17 protein-coding genes are annotated in these 17,005 nt (G+C 74.9%); 7 read left to right on the plus strand and 10 right to left on the minus strand.

Annotation, left to right across the window (positions count from 1 at the left end; genetic code table 11):
• Window positions 1-164 precede the first annotated feature (164 nt).
• The 4 genes from EDC03_RS00700 to EDC03_RS00715 are packed head-to-tail and all read right to left on the minus strand — an operon-like array spanning window position 165 to window position 5,760.
• Window positions 165-1,568 carry an MFS transporter gene (locus EDC03_RS00700; RefSeq protein ID WP_123378296.1) on the minus strand — a complete coding sequence of 468 codons (1,404 nt, stop codon included), beginning with the start codon at window positions 1,566-1,568 and terminating at the stop codon, window positions 165-167.
• Entirely contained in the window at window positions 1,565-2,383 is an 819-nt protein-coding gene (locus EDC03_RS00705; protein WP_241966947.1) for a glycerophosphodiester phosphodiesterase family protein, read from the minus strand. Before EDC03_RS00705 ends, EDC03_RS00700 begins: the two co-directional genes overlap by 4 nt.
• A complete protein-coding gene (locus EDC03_RS00710; RefSeq protein ID WP_148057967.1) occupies window positions 2,380-3,864 on the minus strand; it encodes a M15 family metallopeptidase in 1,485 nt (494 codons plus the stop codon). Before EDC03_RS00710 ends, EDC03_RS00705 begins: the two co-directional genes overlap by 4 nt.
• Before the next feature lie 54 nt (window positions 3,865-3,918).
• Window positions 3,919-5,760 (minus strand): AMP-dependent synthetase/ligase, encoded by a 1,842-nt coding sequence (locus tag EDC03_RS00715; RefSeq protein ID WP_123378298.1) that lies wholly within the window; start codon window positions 5,758-5,760, stop codon window positions 3,919-3,921.
• 170 nt (window positions 5,761-5,930) lie between these two features.
• On the opposite strand from EDC03_RS00715, the gene EDC03_RS00720 reads away from it, so the two are divergent.
• Window positions 5,931-7,358: an AI-2E family transporter gene (locus tag EDC03_RS00720; RefSeq protein ID WP_123378299.1), complete on the plus strand. Its 1,428-nt coding sequence runs from the start codon at window positions 5,931-5,933 to the stop codon at window positions 7,356-7,358.
• 21 nt (window positions 7,359-7,379) lie between these two features.
• Here the strand turns inward: EDC03_RS00720 and EDC03_RS00725 are convergent, their stop codons facing one another.
• Window positions 7,380-8,360, minus strand: coding sequence for an MSMEG_6728 family protein (locus EDC03_RS00725; RefSeq protein WP_123378300.1), 981 nt, complete (start codon window positions 8,358-8,360; stop codon window positions 7,380-7,382).
• Window positions 8,361-8,436: 76 nt separating this feature from the next.
• On the opposite strand from EDC03_RS00725, the gene EDC03_RS00730 reads away from it, so the two are divergent.
• On the plus strand, window positions 8,437-9,327 hold the full coding sequence (locus tag EDC03_RS00730; protein WP_241966948.1) for a sulfurtransferase: 891 nt from the start codon (window positions 8,437-8,439) through the stop codon (window positions 9,325-9,327).
• Between the two features lie 21 nt (window positions 9,328-9,348).
• Here EDC03_RS00730 and panD read toward each other — a convergent pair whose 3' ends face one another.
• Window positions 9,349-9,795, minus strand: a complete 447-nt coding sequence (gene panD / locus EDC03_RS00735) for an aspartate 1-decarboxylase (protein WP_123378301.1) — start codon at window positions 9,793-9,795, stop codon at window positions 9,349-9,351.
• Between the two features lie 170 nt (window positions 9,796-9,965).
• Window positions 9,966-10,259: a hypothetical protein gene (locus EDC03_RS00740; RefSeq protein WP_123378302.1), complete on the minus strand. Its 294-nt coding sequence runs from the start codon at window positions 10,257-10,259 to the stop codon at window positions 9,966-9,968.
• 183 nt (window positions 10,260-10,442) lie between these two features.
• Between EDC03_RS00740 and EDC03_RS00745 the strand changes: the two genes are divergently transcribed.
• Both EDC03_RS00745 and EDC03_RS00750 read left to right on the plus strand, forming a co-directional pair.
• Window positions 10,443-11,213, plus strand: coding sequence for a hypothetical protein (locus EDC03_RS00745; protein WP_148057968.1), 771 nt, complete (start codon window positions 10,443-10,445; stop codon window positions 11,211-11,213).
• Between the two features lie 64 nt (window positions 11,214-11,277).
• Window positions 11,278-12,387 carry a homoserine dehydrogenase gene (locus tag EDC03_RS00750; RefSeq protein WP_148057969.1) on the plus strand — a complete coding sequence of 370 codons (1,110 nt, stop codon included), beginning with the start codon at window positions 11,278-11,280 and terminating at the stop codon, window positions 12,385-12,387.
• A gap of 238 nt (window positions 12,388-12,625) precedes the next feature.
• On the opposite strand, the gene EDC03_RS00755 is transcribed toward EDC03_RS00750, so the two are convergent.
• On the minus strand, window positions 12,626-13,636 hold the full coding sequence (locus tag EDC03_RS00755) for a 5'-nucleotidase (protein WP_123378305.1): 1,011 nt from the start codon (window positions 13,634-13,636) through the stop codon (window positions 12,626-12,628).
• 217 nt (window positions 13,637-13,853) lie between these two features.
• Between EDC03_RS00755 and EDC03_RS00760 the strand changes: the two genes are divergently transcribed.
• Entirely contained in the window at window positions 13,854-14,327 is a 474-nt protein-coding gene (locus EDC03_RS00760) for an isopentenyl transferase family protein (protein ID WP_148057970.1), read from the plus strand.
• A gap of 85 nt (window positions 14,328-14,412) precedes the next feature.
• On the opposite strand, the gene EDC03_RS00765 is transcribed toward EDC03_RS00760, so the two are convergent.
• Entirely contained in the window at window positions 14,413-15,210 is a 798-nt protein-coding gene (locus tag EDC03_RS00765; RefSeq protein ID WP_123378307.1) for a DUF4262 domain-containing protein, read from the minus strand.
• Between the two features lie 517 nt (window positions 15,211-15,727).
• Here EDC03_RS00765 and EDC03_RS00770 point away from each other — a divergent pair.
• Window positions 15,728-16,054 (plus strand): hypothetical protein, encoded by a 327-nt coding sequence (locus EDC03_RS00770; protein WP_123378308.1) that lies wholly within the window; start codon window positions 15,728-15,730, stop codon window positions 16,052-16,054.
• A gap of 102 nt (window positions 16,055-16,156) precedes the next feature.
• Window positions 16,157-16,546 (plus strand): hypothetical protein, encoded by a 390-nt coding sequence (locus EDC03_RS00775; protein ID WP_123378309.1) that lies wholly within the window; start codon window positions 16,157-16,159, stop codon window positions 16,544-16,546.
• 114 nt (window positions 16,547-16,660) lie between these two features.
• Here the strand turns inward: EDC03_RS00775 and EDC03_RS00780 are convergent, their stop codons facing one another.
• Entirely contained in the window at window positions 16,661-16,963 is a 303-nt protein-coding gene (locus EDC03_RS00780; RefSeq protein WP_123378310.1) for a S1 domain-containing protein, read from the minus strand.
• Between the last annotated feature and the right edge of the window lie 42 nt (window positions 16,964-17,005).

Genomic DNA, 17,005 nt, shown 5'->3' on the forward strand with positions numbered 1-17,005 from the left:
ATACCACGGTCGCCGCGGTCCTGGCGGCGTCCGTCCTCAGGGGCAACGGTGCCGGGCGGCGGCGTGTTCCGCCCGTCGACCGACGAATACCCCGGGCCACCACGTCGGGCGGTCACCTGCACTTCGGCGCCGGGACGCGGACGGATGCCCCGCCGGACGACGTGTCAGACGACGCGCGGCTGCTCGCGCCCCGCCTCGGCGACGCCGCGACGCACGTCGACGCGCCACAGCAGGAGCCCGCCGAGGACGAAGAAGACGACGAGCGCCCCGACGGCGGGGCGGTAGGACCCGGTCGCCTGCACGACGAGGCCCACGACGAGCGTCCCGACCCACGACGTCCCGCGCTCGGCGGCCTGGTAGAGGCTGAAGTACTGCGCCTCGCGGCCCACCGGCACGAGCTGGGCGAAGAGGGACCGCGAGATCGCCTGCGTGCCGCCGAGGACGAGCCCGATGGCCACGGCGACGAGGAGGAAGAGGTCGAAGCGGCCGGCGGGGAGCCCGTACGCCACGCCGACGACGACGACCCACGCCCCGAGGGAGGCGAGGATCGTCCGGCGCGCCCCGAAGCGGCCCGCCAGGCGCCCCATCAGCAGGGCGCCCAGCACGGCCACGGCCTGGACGAGGAGGATCGCGGTGATGAGCTGGGACTGCGCGAGACCGAGCTCGGCGCTGCCGAAGAGGCTCGCGGCGTAGATGACCGTCTGGACGCCGTCGTTGTAGAGCAGGAACGCCAGCAGCATGAGCAGGGTCACGCGGTGGCCGCGCGCGTGCCGGACCGTCGCGGCCAGCTCGCCGAGGACGCCGCGCACCGCCGCCCCCGGGCGCGGGGGCGCCGGCGGGGCGCCGTCGGGGGCACCGGCGTCGGGCGGGCGGGCCAGCGGCCGGTCCCGCAGGCCGAGGACGGGCACGAGCGAGAACACCCCCCACCACACGCCCGCGGACAGCAGGCTGAGCCGGACCGCGTCGCCCTCCGTGAGGCCGAGCGCGTCGTGGCCGCTGACGAGCGCGAGGTTGGCCGCCAGGAGGACGAAGCCGCCGACGTACCCGACGGCCCAGCCGCGGCTCGAGACGCGGTCCCGCTCGTCCGGTCCCGCGAGGTCGAGCAGCAGGGCGTTGTAGACGACGAGGGAGGCGCCGAGGCAGCTGCCGGCGACGACCTGGAGGAGGACGCCGAGCTGCCAGTCGGTCCCCGTGACGAGGGCCATCGCCGCGGCGGCCAGCGCGCCGACGAGGGCGAAGGCGCCCAGGAGCAGTCGCTTGCGGACGACCCGGTCCGACAGGGCCCCGACGAGCGGCAGCAGCAGCGCGCTGACGGCCGTGGAGACCGACGTCGTGTAGAGCGCGAGCGAGCCGGGGGCCACCGGGACGCCGAGCACGGACAGCGTCGCGTCGCAGTCGACCCCGGCCGGCAGGTCGGGGCAGGCGGCGGCCGTGGCGACGGCCGTGAGGTACGGGGCGAAGAGGACCGTGCCCGTCGTCGTGACGAAGCCGGAGTTGGCCCAGTCGTAGACGTACCAGGCGCGGCGCTCGCGGCGCAGCGACCGCGCGTCGGCCGGGGCGGTGCTCACGCGCGACCGCCGTCCGCGGCACGGCCGTGGACGAGGTCGACGAGCAGGTCGGTGCGGTCGGTGACGAGGCCGTCCACGCCGGCGTCGAGCAGCCGCCCGGCGGTGGGGACGTCGTCGACCGTCCACACGTGGACCCGGCGGCCCGCCTCGTGGACGGCGCGGACGAAGGCGGGGGTGGCCACGCCCACGGGGACCTGGAGGACGTCGACGCCGCGCAGCGCCGCGGCCACGGCGCGGCGCCGTGCGGGCCCGGGCAGGCGCGTGCGGACGGCGGCCACGACGGCCGCCACGACGGGCGCGCCGCCGGAGGCGGCCGTGCCCGGGGGAGCGGACCGCAGGACCCCGCGACGGCGCACCTCGGAGAAGCTGGCGACGACGACGCGGTCCCACGCCCCGGCCTCCTCGAGCGCCCGCGCCACCGGCCGGACGGCGCCCGCGGCCTTGACGTCGAGGTTGAGGCGCACGGAGGGCAGCTGCTCGAGCACGTCGACGAGCCGTGGCAGGGGCTCGCGGCCGCCGACCCGCAGCCGGGCCACCTCCGACCACGGCCGCCGGGCGACCTCGCCGGAGCCGTCGGTCGTGCGGTCGAGGCGCTCGTCGTGGAGGACGACGGCCACGCCGTCCGCGGTGGCGCGGACGTCCGTCTCGACGACGTCCGCGCCGAGCTCCGTCGCGGCGACGAAGGCCGCGAGGGTGTTCTCGCGGCCGTCCCGCGAGAAGCCGCGGTGCGCGAGGAGGAGCGGACCGCCGCCGGGCCGGGCGAGCACGGGCGGCACGGGCCGTGCCCCGCGGCCGCCCGGCCGGGCGGAGGTCACGAGCCGGACGTCTCGGCGAACTCGAAGTGCCACGGCTCCGGCTTGGAGCCGCCCTGCTGCGCCCACGACGGGTGGAACCACCCGAAGAGCGGGGCGCGCTGCGCCATCCACTCGTGCTGGGCGGTGCCGAACCGGTTGACGCCGCCGCACAGGTCGACGGCGCGGCCGAGGCCGTGCCGGCTGGTGCCGGGCTTGGCGGCCAGGCCCGGCTTCGAGGCGCGCAGCGAGATCTGCGTCTCGAGCGGCCGGTAGGAGTCGGTGACGCAGATGGGCGTCCCGAAGGTCTGCTCGTAGCTGCGGCTCATGGTGTCGAAGGCCGCCGCGGCGTCGCCGCGGAGGTGGTGGCCGGGCGCCGTCGACAGCTCGCAGAGCGCCGTCAGGGGGATCTGGCCGTTGGGGTAGGCGCTGAGGTCGTCAGAGGCGCAGCCGCCCACGAGGCCGGTGAGGTCGACCGGGCCCGACAGGACGGTGGCGGAGGCGGCGGCCAGCGCGGCGGCCTCGGCCTCCCGCTTCTTCGCCTCCTCGACGGCGACCCCGAGGTCGGTGCGGGCCTGCGCGAGACGGGCGTCGACCTCCGCGACGAGGGTGCGCTGCTCGTCGAGCGCCTCCTCCGCGGCGGCGGCCTCGGCGTCGGCGGTCGCGCGGGCGCTGTCGGCCTCGGCCTGCGCCGCGTCGGCCCGGGCGAGGGCGCGCCGGGCGATCTCGTCGGCGTCGAGCGCGCCGGTGACGGCGACGCTGCGGGTGCGGCCCACCGCCTCGAGCATGCTCAGCTGGGCGCCGACCTCGTCGGTCGTCGCGCTGCCGAGGAGGGCCGAGGCGACCGGGAGGGAGCGGGCGTCCTCGCCGCCGCGGTAGGCGGAGCTGGCCCAGCGGCCGACCGCGCTGCGCTCGGCGGCGACGGTGGTGGCGGCGGACGCGGCCACCTGGCGCTGGCGGACGACCTCGGCGCTGGCGGCGTCGGCCCGGGCGCGGGCGGCGTCACGGGCCTCGAGGGCCGCACCGGCCCGCGCCGAGACCTCGGCCAGCCGGGCGGACGCCTCCGACGAGGCGGCGACGGCGGCCTCGTAGGCGGCCACGGCGGCGGGGTCGGGGGCGGCGGCGCTGTCCTCGGCGCCCTCGACCGCGCCGTCGCCGGCGGGGGAGGAGCCCTCGGGGCCGTCGGCCGGGTCCGCGTCGTCGGTGGTGCCGGCGTCCGTGGCGCCGTCGGTCGTGCCGTCGGTGGTGCCGTCGGTCGTGCCGTCGGTCGTGGCCTCGTCGGAGGTCGCCGTGCCGGCGGTCGCGGAGGCGCTGACGGCGGCGTCGTCGGTCGCGGCGCCCGTGGAGGAGGCGGCGGCCGGCAGGGCCAGCCCGGCGGACAGCGCGGCGGCGCCCAGCAGCGCCACGACGGCCCTGCTCGTGCTCGTGCCGGTCCGTGCCCCTCGCGTCCCGCGCCCCGTGCTCACCGTCTGCTCCTCGCCCACCGCGTCCACCACGTCTGCCACGTCCGGGTCATCGGCACGGGAGGCCCGCTCCTGGAGCGGGGCCCGGCCGGCGTCTCAGTGCTTCGTCGCGTACATCGCCTCGATGTCGTCGGCGAACTCGGCGAGGACGACGGGCCGCTTGACCTTCATGCTCGGGGTCAGCTGGCCGCCCTCCTCGGTGAGGTCCACGGGGAGCACGCGGAGACGCTTGATCCCCTCGGCGGAGGAGACGGTGGAGTTGGCCGTGTCCACGGCCCCGCGCAGCTCGGCGAGGAGGTCCGCGTCCTCGGTCAGCTCGGCCACGGGCTTCTCCGGCCGGCCCTTCTGCTGCAGCCAGGCGGCGACGGACTCGGCGTCGAGCGTCACGAGGGCGCCGATGCTGCTGCGCCCGTCGCCCACGACGACGGCCTGGCTGACGAGCGGGTGCGCGCGCAGGCTGTCCTCGAGCGGGCCCGGCGAGACGTTCTTGCCCGACGACGTCACGAGGATGTCCTTGGACCGGCCGGTGATGGTGAGGAAGCCGTCGGCGTCGAGCGCGCCGAGGTCGCCGGTGGCGAACCAGCCGTCCTCGCCGAGCACGGCGGCCGTCGCCTCCGGGTTGCCCAGGTACTCGCGGAAGACGTGGCCGCCGCGCAGCAGCACCTCGCCGGCGTCGGAGATGCGGACCTCGAAGCCGGGCAGCGCCCGCCCGACCGTGCCGACGCGCTGCTGCGTGGGCGTGTTGACGGTGGCGGCGGCCGTCGTCTCGGTGAGGCCGTAGCCCTCGAGGATCGTCACGCCGATGCCGCGGAAGAAGTGCCCGAGGCGCTCGCCGAGCGGCGCGCCGCCGGACACCGCCCACTCCGCCTGCCCACCGAGCGCGGCGCGGAGCTTGACGTAGACGAGGCGGTCGAAGAGCGCGTGCTGCGCCCGCAGGAGCAGCCCCGGCCCGCCGGTGTCCTGGGCCCGGCTCCAGGCGCCCGCCACGTCGGCGGCGCGCTGGAAGATTGTGCCCTTGCCCTCCGTCGTGGCCCGGCGCCGCGCGGTCTCGTAGACGCGCTCGAAGACGCGCGGGACGGCGAGGACGAAGGTGGGTCGGAAGGTCGGCAGGTCGCGCGTCACGCGCGCGACGTCGCTGTGCCCCACCCGGATCCGCGCCATGAGCACGGCCACCTGGATCATCCGCCCGAAGACGTGGGCCAGCGGCAGGAAGAGGAGCGTCGACGAGCGCGGGTCGCGGAACAGCTCCGGGAGGAGCTCGACGGCGGTGCCGCACTCCACGAGGAAGTTGCCGTGGGTGAGCACGCAGCCCTTGGGCCGGCCCGTCGTCCCCGACGTGTAGATGAGGGTGGCGACGTCGTCGCGCCCCAGGGCGGCCCGGCGGCGGGCCAGCTCGGCGCGCCCCTCCTCGGCCCCCGCACGGCCCCCGGCGACGAGGTCGGCCAGCGAGCCGAGCGTGCTGCTGGCACCGCCGTCGACGACCCACGCCTCGCGCAGGGCCGGCAGGTCCTCGCGCACGGCGGCGAGGGTGCGGGCGTGGCCCGGCGTCTCGACGACGCAGGCCACGGCCCCGGAGTCCTGGAGGATCCAGCGCAGCTGGTCGGGCGCGCTCGTCTCGTAGACGGGGACGACGACGGCGCCGGCCAGCCAGCAGGCCGCGTCGACGAGCGTCCACTCGTAGCGGGTCCGGGCCATGAGCCCCACGCGGTCGCCGGGCTGCACGCCCGCCGCGAGCAGCCCCAGCGCCACGCCCTCGGCCTCGTCGTGGAAGGCCTTCGCCGACACCGGCGCCCAGCCGTCGCCCGAGCGGCGGGCGAGCACCTCGCGGCCCGGCTCCTCGGCCGCGGCCCGCACGACGACGTCCGCCAGGTTCGCGGGAGCGTCGTCCTGCCACCACCAGCGCCGTCCGGAGGGGGCGGTCTGCTGCGGTGCGCTCATGGGGCGCAGCCTAGGAGGTCGGCGCGGGCCGGGGGAGGGGACGGGGCGCCCCGTCCCGGTGACGTCGCGTGCCCGCGGCACGGGTCCGCGGTCGCCCCCGCCCCCGCGCAGGCACCAGAGTGGCCCCCGCGCCCGGGGACCCGCGGGCGTGCGACGTCAGGAGAACACCCATGAGCATCCTCGACCGGCTGCGCGGCGCCCGGCGCCGGCAGGCCCCCGCGGAGGCCGCCGTCCACCACCCCGAGCACGAGCCCGCCGCCGTGCCCGGGACGACGCCCCCGCCGCCGTCCGCCGACGTGCAGCCCTCGCGCCGCCCCGGGGCCCGCCCGGCCGGGCCCCGGCCGGAGGACCGCGTGGACGCCGTCGTCGAGATGCGCCCGTCGAGCAAGCAGCCGCGCACGCGGTTCGGCCAGCTGGAGCGGGCGGCCACGGCCGTCGCCCTGTGGGTGCTGCGGGTCCTCGTCATCGTCGCCGGCCTCGTGGGCCTGGTGTGGGTCCTGCGCGAGACCTGGTCGATCGTCCTGCCGGTCGTCCTCGCGCTCATCCTCACGACGGTGCTGTACCCGCTGGCCCGGCTCCTGCGCCGGCACATGCCCGACGCGCTCGCGGCCCTCGTCGTGCTGCTCCTGTTCTTCGGCGCGATCATCGGGCTCTTCTCGGTCCTCATCCCCCGGGTGATCGACCAGGCGAGCGGCCTGTCGGACCAGGTGGTGTCCGGCTTCGAGCGCCTCCAGCAGACCTTCGTCTCCGCGACCCAGGACGGTTTCCTCGGCATCGAGGGCGACCAGATCAGCACGTGGGTCGACCAGGGCGTCGAGCGCGTGCAGCAGAACGCGCAGACCATCGCGAGCTCGGTGGGGTCCGGCCTGCTCACGGGGCTCTTCAGCGTCGGGTCCGGCCTCGTGACGTTCCTCCTCGTGCTCGTCCTCACCTTCTTCTTCCTCAAGGACGGCCACCGCTTCCTGCCGTGGCTGCACCTCTGGACGGGGACCCGCGTCGCGGAGCACGCCGACGCGCTGCTCGGCCGCACGTGGAAGACGCTCGGCGGCTACATCGGCTCCCAGGCCGCCGTGGCGCTCGTGGACGCCGTCTTCATCGGCCTCGGGCTCTTCTTCCTCGACGTGCCCTTCGCCCTGCCGCTGGCCGTCCTCATCTTCTTCGCCGCCTTCATCCCCATCGTCGGTGCGGTGACGACCGGGGCGCTCGCCGTCCTCGTCGCCCTCTTCGCCAACGGCCTGACGAACGCGTTGATCGTCCTCGGCATCGTGCTGCTCGTGCAGCAGCTGGAGAGCAACGTGCTCCAGCCGGTCCTCGTCGGCAAGACCCTCGCGCTGCACCCCGCCGTCGTCATCGGCTCGGTCACCGTCGGCGGCACGCTCTTCGGCATCATCGGCGCCTTCCTCGCCGTGCCCATCGCGGCGGTGGGGACCGTCGCCCTGCGCTACGTGCGGGAGGCGGTGCGCGGCGAGGAGCCGCAGAAGGACCACGGCGACGGCGACGGCTCGGCGCCGATGGGCGGGGAGACCGGGAAGAAGGTCGACGAGGTCTCGAAGCGCAAGGACGCCGACGCGCGCGACGTCGTCGACCAGCAGGCCTGACGCGCCGCGTCGACGTCGCCCTCAGACGGCGACGTCGACGCGGAACAGGCGCCGGGGGTCCTGCAGCCGGGCCGGCGGCAGGACCGCCGACCGCGCGACCCGCCCGCCCCACCGCACGGCCCGGCGGTGCGGCGCCGGGGCGCCCTTGCGCGGGACGAAGGTGTACTCGCCGACGACCTCGCCGACGAGCAGCGCCTGCTCGCCCTCGATGGGCAGCCCCACCTCGTCGCCGACGGCGACGTCGTGCACGAGCGCCTCGAGCTGCCGCAGCTCCTTGCCGGGCCGGCGCTCGGGGTGCACCCGGCGCAGGAGGGCGCGGACGTCCGCGGGGGGCACCTCCTTCGGCTCCTCGTCCTTGGCCGCCGCCTTCTCGGCGGCCGCGGCCTCGGCGAGGCGCTGCGTCTCCGCCACCCCCTCGACGACGTCGACGTCGACGCCCGAGCCGGTGGACAGGCCGATGACGCCGTCCGCGAGGAAGGCCACGAGGGTCTCGGCGTCGCCCGGCCGGACCACCCACAGCGGACGGCCCTCGGGCCGCTCGACGGGCGCGGGCTCGCGCGGCTCGGGCCAGGAGTACGGGAGGTCGTCGGGCTCCTCGTCGCCGAAGAACGGCCGGTAGGTCTCCGGCTCCTTGCGCAGCAGCGCCGAGCGGTGGCTCTGGTGCACCGCCTCGTCGCCCAGCCAGGACGGCAGCAGGCCGGCGGCTGCCAGCTCCTCCTGGGGGACGCCGACGACCTCGGGCGCGAACTCCCCGATGAGCTCCGCCGTCCCGTCGGCGTGGCCGCGGCCCTGCCAGGCGTCGACGCACGCGAGCCCGTAGGAGACGAGCGCCGGCGTGCAGCCGCGCCACATGAGCACCGCGGGGTGGCTCGCCCAGCCGTAGTCGGGCAGCTCCAGCGCCCGGAGGATCTGCAGCGTCTCGACCCGCTGCTTGCCCAGCCGGGGGGAGTCGAGCACCTCGGCGCTGCGGGCGAAGTCGGCGTAGGGGAGGAACGTCTGCACGGGGCCATCCTCGCCGGGACGGGCGTCGCCCGCGCCCGCGGAGCCCGGGTGGCCGGCGCCGCCGTACGGTCGGCGCGTGGACGCCCCTGCCGCCCTGCGCGCCGCCCACCTCGTCGACGCGTCCACGCTGGCCGCGCTCCTCGCCGGCGACGCGCCGCCGGTCGTCCTCGACGTCCGGTGGGCGCTGGGGGCGCCGGACGGGCGGGCCACGCACCGCGCCGCCCGGGTGCCGGGCTCGACCTACGTCGACCTGGAGACCGAGCTGGCCGGCCACGGGGCGCCGACCGACGGTCGCCACCCGCTGCCCGACGTCGCCGACCTGCAGGCCGCGGCCCGGCGCTGGGGCGTGGGCGCGGGGCAGGCGGTCGTCGTCCTCGACGACGTCGCGGGCCTGTCCGCCGCCCGGGCCTGGTGGCTGCTGCGGTGGGCCGGCCTCGCCGACGTCCGGCTGCTCGACGGTGGCCTCGCGGCCTGGCGGGCGGCGGGGCTGCCCCTGGCGTCGAGCGACCCCGTGGCGCCGGCACCGGGCGACGTCGTCCTCCGCGGCGGCGCGCTGCCGACGGTCGACGCCGACGGCGCCGCGGCCCTCGCCTCCCGGGGGCGGCTGCTCGACGTGCGGGCGGGGGAGCGCTACCGCGGCGAGACCGAGCCGGTGGACCCGCGGGCCGGCCACGTCCCCGGCGCGCTGAGCGCCCCGACGGCCGAGACGCTCGACGCCGCAGGCGCTCTCGTGCCGTCGACGACGCTCGACGAGCGGTTCGCCGCGCTCGGGACGGCCCCGGGGGAGCGGGTGGGGGTCTCGTGCGGGTCGGGCGTCACCGCGGCCCACGCCGCCCTCACGCTCGTGCTGTCCGGGCGGGAGCCGGTGCTGTTCCCGGGCTCGTGGTCGGCGTGGGCCAACGACCCGGCCCGCCCCGTGGCCGTGGGGGCCGAGCCGTGGGGGAGCGACGGCCCGACCTCGGCGTGAGGCCGGCCCGGTCGGCCCCGGTCAGGCAGGGGCGCCGGCGAGGGCGCCCGGGGGGCGCTGCATCGGCGGGACGTCGTGGCCCGGCACGTGCGGCACGGGCTCGGAGAGGTCGGCGCCGAGCGCGACCTGCCGGTTGTCGGCGTCGACGTGGACGACGCGGGGGGAGTGGCCCGCCCGCTCGGCCTCCTCGAGCTCCACGTAGCTCATGATGATCACGAGGTCGCCGGGCGAGACGAGGTGCGCGGCAGCGCCGTTGATGCAGATCTGACCCCCGCCGGGCTCGCCGAGGATGACGTAGGTGACGAGGCGCGCGCCGTTGGTGACGTCGACGACGTGGACCTGCTCGCCCTCGACGAGGTCCGCCGCGGACGCCAGCTCGGCGTCGATGGTGATGGAGCCGACGTAGTCGAGGTCGGCCTCCGTCACCGTCGCGCGGTGGATCTTGCCGTTGACCACTGTGCGGCGCATGGGTGCCGTCCCTCCCGTCGTCGGCCCGTGCCCCGCGTGCTGCAGGGCGTCCCCTGGACCCGGCGAGCGTAACGACCACGGGGCCCTGGTCCTTCCGTGGTCACGGGGCGCCGCGGCCCCCGCGACGGGCGGGGACCGCGCCCCGTCGTCAGAGGACGGTCCCGCCGGTCTCAGTCTTGGCGGTCGCGGGGCGTCGTCGTGAGGGCCAGCACGAGGCCGAGGGCGGCGACGAGCCCGACGACGACGCACGCCACGAGCAGCCCGTGGTCGCGGGCGAGCATCGGGCACGCGGCGGGCGCGTCGTCGTCAGGGCACGTACGCCACGGCTGGAGCACGAGCAGTGCGAAGCCGCCGGCGCACAGGACGCCCACGGCGGCCGAGACGCCGACGACGACGGCTCGCCACCGGCCCCGGGTCGGGCCCGTCCGGTGCGGCGTCGGTCGGGCGGCGGTCGGCGGTGGCACGGTGGGCTCCTCGGGGAGGTCGGCGGGGCTGCATCGTGGCCGCCCGCCCCTCTCGGCGTCCTGAGAAGCCGTGATGTCGAGCGCCGATAATGAACGTTATGACATCACAGTGCCGGGTCAACGGCGGGCACCCCTCCCCGCACGACCGGGAACCCGACCCACTGCCGCTGCGTCAGCAGCGGCATGACGACGACGTCGCCCCTCCCTCGCGCCGGCGTGCTCGTGGCGGTCGGCACGCTGCTGGCCCTCGCGGGCTGCGGCACGCCCGACGCCGCACCACCGGCCGACCCCGGCCCGACCACCGTGCGCGTCGAGGCGACCCGTCCCACGTCCGGGACGTCGGGCCCGCTGCCGCCCCTGCCGTCCGCCGAGGAGGTCGTGGCCGCCCGGGACGTCGAGCACCCGATCGACGGCGAGATGGGCACCGAGCCCGAGGTGCGGAAGCTCTTCCCGGGCATGACGTCGGACGAGGTGCTCTCCACGCTGCGGGCCCAGATCCGCGTCGGTGACGCGGGTCGGGCGCTCGGCGAGCTGGCACCCGCCGACTACGCCGACGTCGGGCTCGAGGACGGCGGCGTCTCCCCCGTCATCTTCATGCTGACGCCCCGCGGCGTGGAGCTCGCCGAGGAGGTCGCGCGGCTGTCCGACCTGGACGCCGAGGTCCGCCTCACCACGACCACCGGCGCCGCGCTGGGCGAGGCCTCCGGGCTGCTCCAGGCGGACGAGACGCTGCAGGACCTGGACCTCGACGTCCGGTCCGAGGTGCACGGCCTGGCGGTCGACGTCGAGCACGACGACCACGCGGCCGCCGTGGCCCGGGTCCGGGCGCTCCGCCTGCCCGCCCCCGTCGACGTGGTGCCTGTCGACGAGGTCGTCGAGGAGGTGTTCTGCCACGAGGGCGGCTGCGTCGGCCACGACGGCGCGGCCGTGTCGCTCGACGCGCCCGGCGGCTGAGCCTCCGGTCCGTCGTCCGGTCCGTCGTCCGGTCCGTCGACCCGGGCCGGGCAGACTGCCGTCCGTGAGCCTCTCGTCGTCCGGGACAGGTCCGGCGCACCCGGTGCCGCCCCGACCGGTGACCGTCGTCGTGTGCGGGCTCGGGTCGGTGGGGTCCGCGCTCCTCCGCCTCGTCGCGGCGAGGGTCGAGCAGGTGCGGCGGCAGCACGGCGTGCGGCTCGTGGTCGTGGGCGTCGTCGACTCCCGCGGCGCCGCCCTCGACGCGGCGGGCCTCGACGTGCCGACCGTCCTCGCCACCAAGGAGGGCGGGGCGTCGGTCGGGGACCTCCCCGACGTCGGCGTCCCGGGCGCGGACGCCGCCCAGGTGCTGTCCCGGCTCGGGGCCGCCGGGCACCCGGTGGACGTGGTGGTCGAGGCCGGCCCCGCCGACCTGCGCACCGGCGGCGCGGGCCTGGCGGCGGTGCTGGCCGCCCGCGCCGCCGGGGCCGCCGTCGTGCTGGCCAACAAGGCCCCGCTCGCCCTCGCCTGGGAGCAGGTCGTCGAGGCCCCGGGACCGGCGGTCCGGTACAGCGCCTGCGTGGGCGCGGCGCTGCCCACCGTCGACCTCCTGCGGTCCGTCGCGGTCTCCGCCTCCCCGGTCCGGCTGGAGGTGGTCCTCAACAGCACCTGCCAACGGGTGCTGGGCGACGTCGAGGCCGGCCTGAGCGCCGCGGAGGCCGTGGCGGCCGCGCAGGCGGCGGGCCTCGCCGAGGCCGACCCCTACCTCGACGTCGACGGGACGGACACCGCCGTCAAGCTCGTCGTCCTCATGGCCGCCCTCGGGCACCGGGTGCGGCTGGACGAGGTGTCCGTCACCGGCGTCCGGGAGGTGACGGCGGACCTCGCCACCCGGGCCCGGGAGCGGGGGGAGATCCTCGTGCTGATGGGGACGGCCGTGCCCGCGCCGCGTCCCCGGGAGGGCTGGACGCTCGAGGTGGCACCGGTAGCACTCCCCCGTCACCACCCGTTGGCGCGGATGGACCGCCACGAGACGGGCCTCGTCGTCCACACCGACGTCGCCGGCACCATCGCCGCCAGCGGGCGGCACGAGGACGTCACCGCGACCGCCGCCGCCGTGCTCCGTGACGTTCTCGTCGTCGCAGGGACGTCGACCCCCCACGCACCCCGGCCTTGAGGGCCGAGCACCGCCGGACGGGTGTCACACGGCGGCGGCCCCATCTGCGCGGCGCACGTGCACCAGGACCGCCGCGGCGACCGCGGCCAGCTCCCCCTCGGCCATTCCAAAGCCGCACGAAGGAGGCACCCGTACTGACATAATGCTAATTATCGGCTCAATTGCCACTGGGGTCGACAGCCTCAGCGCCGCCCGTAAGGACTGGCATAGGCCGCCCGCCACATCGCCACACGTGGAACTACGGCGTCGCACCGGAGTCGACGGACCCCACCTCCTCCATGAGGGGCGCAGAACCCGGCGCCGTCGACGTCTCGGCCTGTGTATTGACCACACCAAAAGGCACATGCACGCTGGCGACGACGTCTGCCGCACCCTCAAGGTGCGACATCTGGTCGTCAAAGAAGATGTGTGGGCGCAGAATCTCTAGCACCCTGGACTTTGCTATGCCACCAAGGAAAAAGGCGTCATTCACGCGGACGCCCCATTGCTTTAGGCTCGCGAGGGCCCGTTCGTGAGAGGGGGCATTCCGGGCCGTCACGATGGCAACATGTACTCGAATGCGATAAGACGGATCTTCGAGACGCTTCGCCTCTTCGCGGTCTTGGATACGATTGATAGCCGCCAGAAAGGCCTTCAGTGGGCCATCACCCAGAGGAGTGGCCACGTTGGCCACCTCATGCCTGTGAAACTCAGCCAGGCCGGCTCGCTGCATGACTGCCTCGGAGGAGTCGTCCGCCACGACGCCATCGAAGTCGAAGGCGATGCGCAAGTCACCAGAGCCCGCATCGGAAGCAGTAACGCGCGAGGGCAAGACTCGGCCAGCCGGGCGGCCGGCCTCTACGGCCTCCCTCACTGCACCCTCGTCCCCGGAGAGGAAAAGAGACATGTTGAAGGCTGGCATGAACTTGTGCGGTGATCGACCTTGACGGAAAACCGCTCTAGTGATCGGCAGTCCATGCGCAGCGATCGACTTCATGACGCGAAGACCAGTGTCGGGATCGTTACTTGACATGACAATCACTTCGACTAGAGGGTCACCCTCATCAGCGAGGTCATTCAAGGACAACAACCGCTCAATAAAGGCGAAGGCGGCGCCCGGCGCGAGCGTGTCCTCAAGGTGAGCCTCCTGGTACTTTCGGTAGGCGGCCTCGCCTTCAGCTCGAAACACCGCATCCGACTCGGCGAGGTCGAAGAGGGCGCTTGACGCGATGCCTACTACTAGACGCTGCTCCAGCTGATAAGCCGCCATACCTGAGACTCCCCCGTAACAAGTAGCGTGCGCCGTTCTAGGTCTGGGCCGCCGGTAGGCACACCCTAGGGATAAGAACGTGACATCCGCAGCAAGCCCCTTGGCTTCCTTCCGCTCGCTGGTCGCGTAGCCCCTCGCCGGCGCGTCCCGAAAGCGGCGCGGCGTCCGAGCAACCGCTCGGGCCCCGGGGTCCTGACCGCGCCGTAGCCTCGCACCGGTGGAGCGGGTGCTGATCTTCGGCCGCGGAGCGGCGGGGAAGTCCACCATGGCGCGGGCTCTGGCCGAAAGCACCGGCCTCCCCGTCGTCGAGCTCGACCAGCACTTTTGGAGCGATGGCGTCCGGCCGCTGCCCGGCGACGAGTGGATCTCCGTCCAAGAGCGCCTGGCCGGTCGTGATAGGTGGGTCATGGACGGGGACCTGGGGCCCCACGACCTCCCGGCGCCCCGACTCTGCCGGGCCGACACCGTCCTCGTCCTCGACCTGTCCCTGGCCCGCTGCGCCTGGCGAGCCGCGCGTCGCTCCCGCGAGCAGGCCGACTTCTGGTGGTGGGTCGTTACCTGGCGATGGCGCAGCCGCCCCCGCGTGCTTGACGCCATCGCCACCCACGCCCCCCAGGCGAGAGTCCACCTGCTGCGCACCCCGGCCCAGGTGCGCAGCTTCCTCGCTACCGCCTCGACCGACGCCCGGTGACGGAGACGTTCCGGCGGACACTCGCTGACCGGCCAGCGATCGTCATCCGGTCAGCGTCCCGCTGACGATCGTCTATCGGAGCGGCCTACGCGCTACCGAGGGGCCACTGGACCCAGTCCTGCCCCGCTCCCTCCCTAGTGGCACGGCTGCCCGCCGGGATGGTGAGGGCGACGGCAAGGGAGTGGTCGGCTTCGACGAGCTCCTCCCGGTGCACTGCGGCAGGGACCGTGTCGTCGGTGACGTCCCCGCCCAGGAGCTGCCAGCCGCCGTCAGCGGTGTGCCAGACGACGGTCACGGCGGCTCCATCCAAGACCGCTTGGGTCGTGACGACCAGCTCCTCGTTCTCGGCGGCCGCTGGGGACGGCGGCACGTCGGGGCACGGCAGCGCGAGCAGGTCTTCGTCGACGGGGCCTCGTAGCTGTTGGAGCGATGAGGGGTTGGCGTAGCCCTCGTGCCAGGGGAAGCGGCCGGTGGAGTCGGTCCAGACGACCTGGAGCACGGAACGGCTCCCGTACAGCTGCCGCACGGCGTCGAGGTCACTGGCGTCCTGGACGGGGATGACGGCGACGGGCAGTCCCTCGCTGCCGTCGGGGTGGCCGGCCTCGAGGTGCTGGCCGGCCTCGAGCACGAGTCCCTGCTGGACGACCCGGCGTCCCAGCTGGTCGAGCAACGCGTGGGCCGACTCCGGGGGCAGTCCGGTGCACAGCAGCTCCGGTTGGTCCTTGAGGCTGAGGCCGACCGTGTACGCCAGCGCCCCCTCGTCGCTGGCGGGATGAGGCCCGGCCACCATCCGCACGGCCACGCCGTGCTCAGCGACCATGCCCTCCAACTCGGCGAGGATCCCGTCCACCTCCGCACCGGCCGCCTTGGGGTCGTCACTCATGGCCAGAATCTATGGCTGACAGCCACCCTGTGAGGAGCGCTCAGAGGCCAAGCCCACGAATGAGCGACAGCGCGCCAGTTCGCACAATGGCCTCGCCCGCCGGTGCCGCCACTGACCGGATGAGGATCGTCATCCGACACGCTCCGCGAGCTCATCGTGTGCGGGATGCCGAGCGGGACGGCGGTCGGGCGTCCTAACTTCGCGGCATGGCGATCGTGAGCGGCCCGTCGAGCCGTTGGTCATGGGGCGCCCTCTGGCTGTGGCTGGCCGCTGTTGGACTACTGGTCCTCGCAGCCGTCATGGCGCTGCCCATGGTGTTCGAGTCGAGCCCCGGGGAGAGGGCGGAGGCCGTGAGGGGTCTCTGGCCAGCGGTCGTAACCGTCGCTCTCGCCGGCGTGGCAGCGGCCGTCGCTGGCTCTGCGTGCCTGCGACGAGTGCCCCGCTGACCGATCGGCCCGGCGGAGCGTGCCAGCAGGCGATCCTCAACCGGTGTGCCTCGCGGTCGTAGCGTCGACGCATGAGGCAGGACGACAGGGCGGAGCGTCTGCTGGTCCGGCTCTTCCCCGACTACGGCGCGGAGTGGCCGGTGTGGGGTTCAAGGGGTGCAGGCCGGCAGGGGTTGCTCTCCCCGGCGCACTTCCCCGGCCTCCCCGCCGACCTCGTCGAGGACCTCAGAAGCTGGCAGCGCCGATGGGAGGACAAGCACCCCGAGCCATGGATCGACCGCCGCCCTCCCCAGGCCGCGGAACGCCAGGCCGAGCTCGACCGGCTCGCGCAGCGCCTCGCGGCTGAGGTGAGCGGCACCGCTGACGTCCAGACGGACACCTGGTCCAGCACCGGCTGAACGACTGCGGGCGGCATCCAGCCAGCTCCGAGCCGCCCCCGCTGACGATCGCTGGCCGGTCGCTACCAAAGTTGCGGTTGCGCGCTGCGGGAGGATGCCGACATGCAGACAGCTGAGGGCGTTGAAGTCCCGCGGCCGCTGACGCGGCGCGAAGAGGCTGTCCTCGTCGCCATGATCAAGAACGCGAATCCCTGGGACGACGACGTCCCGGTCACGGACGCCGACCGGTCCCGCTGGCTCGCGCAAGTCAGCGGTACCCGCGCCGGTCGCCCCTGTGGATGTGGGACGTGCCCGTCCATCGGGCTCACGAACGCTGACGGTCTGACGCCTGACTTCTCGGAGAGCCGCGTGGTGCTACAAGCCAGCGCCACGGGCGCACTGCTGTTGCTCTTCGTCGACGACGACAGCCTCAGCGAGTTGGAGCTCGCCCCTCTGAGCGAGAAAACGTCCTTCCAACAATTCCCCGATGCGACGGGTCTCGCCTTCCCGTAGATGCCGCTCCGGCTGTGGATCGGCATCCGGCACGCTCCGCGATCCCATCGCTGGCCGGTCAGCGTCCCGCTGACGATGGCGTCCGGACACGGCCGCGGATGGACCTGTGACTGGTCAGCTCGCGTCGTCGTCGAAGCGGATCGTCAGCGTGCTGCTGCAGGCCCCGTCCTGGTCCGGGCCGTCGTGATCGACCGGTTCTACGCCGGTCGGCCACGCCCGCAGCGCGCGGTAGCTGTAGCCGTCCTGGTCGGCCGGCTCCCACTCGAGCTCGACGTCCTGGCCCGGCGGCAGGCTGCGGAAGCCGTCGATGGCGATGCTCGACCAGTGCGTCCAGCACCCACCGGGGGTCTCGGGCGCGTCGAGGACGCCCCAGCCCTCGCCCTCGTCCCACTCGCGCACTACCGCCGTGACCGCCACGGGCCCATCGTGCCCACGCCGGGAGGCGTCGGGGTCCAGCTG

It is taken from the genome of Pseudokineococcus lusitanus, from assembly GCF_003751265.1.
Taxonomy (GTDB): domain Bacteria; phylum Actinomycetota; class Actinomycetes; order Actinomycetales; family Quadrisphaeraceae; genus Pseudokineococcus; species Pseudokineococcus lusitanus.

Coding starts and splice junctions, on each gene's coding strand:
- EDC03_RS00715 (WP_123378298.1), bottom strand. CDS start 5,760: ATGAGCGCACCGCAGCAGACCGCCCCCTCCGGACGGCGCTGGTGGTGG.
- EDC03_RS00720 (WP_123378299.1), top strand. CDS start 5,931: ATGAGCATCCTCGACCGGCTGCGCGGCGCCCGGCGCCGGCAGGCCCCC.
- panD (WP_123378301.1), bottom strand. CDS start 9,795: ATGCGCCGCACAGTGGTCAACGGCAAGATCCACCGCGCGACGGTGACG.
- EDC03_RS00745 (WP_148057968.1), top strand. CDS start 10,443: ATGACGACGACGTCGCCCCTCCCTCGCGCCGGCGTGCTCGTGGCGGTC.
- EDC03_RS00755 (WP_123378305.1), bottom strand. CDS start 13,636: ATGGCGGCTTATCAGCTGGAGCAGCGTCTAGTAGTAGGCATCGCGTCA.
- EDC03_RS00765 (WP_123378307.1), bottom strand. CDS start 15,210: ATGAGTGACGACCCCAAGGCGGCCGGTGCGGAGGTGGACGGGATCCTC.
- EDC03_RS00770 (WP_123378308.1), top strand. CDS start 15,728: ATGAGGCAGGACGACAGGGCGGAGCGTCTGCTGGTCCGGCTCTTCCCC.
- EDC03_RS00775 (WP_123378309.1), top strand. CDS start 16,157: ATGCAGACAGCTGAGGGCGTTGAAGTCCCGCGGCCGCTGACGCGGCGC.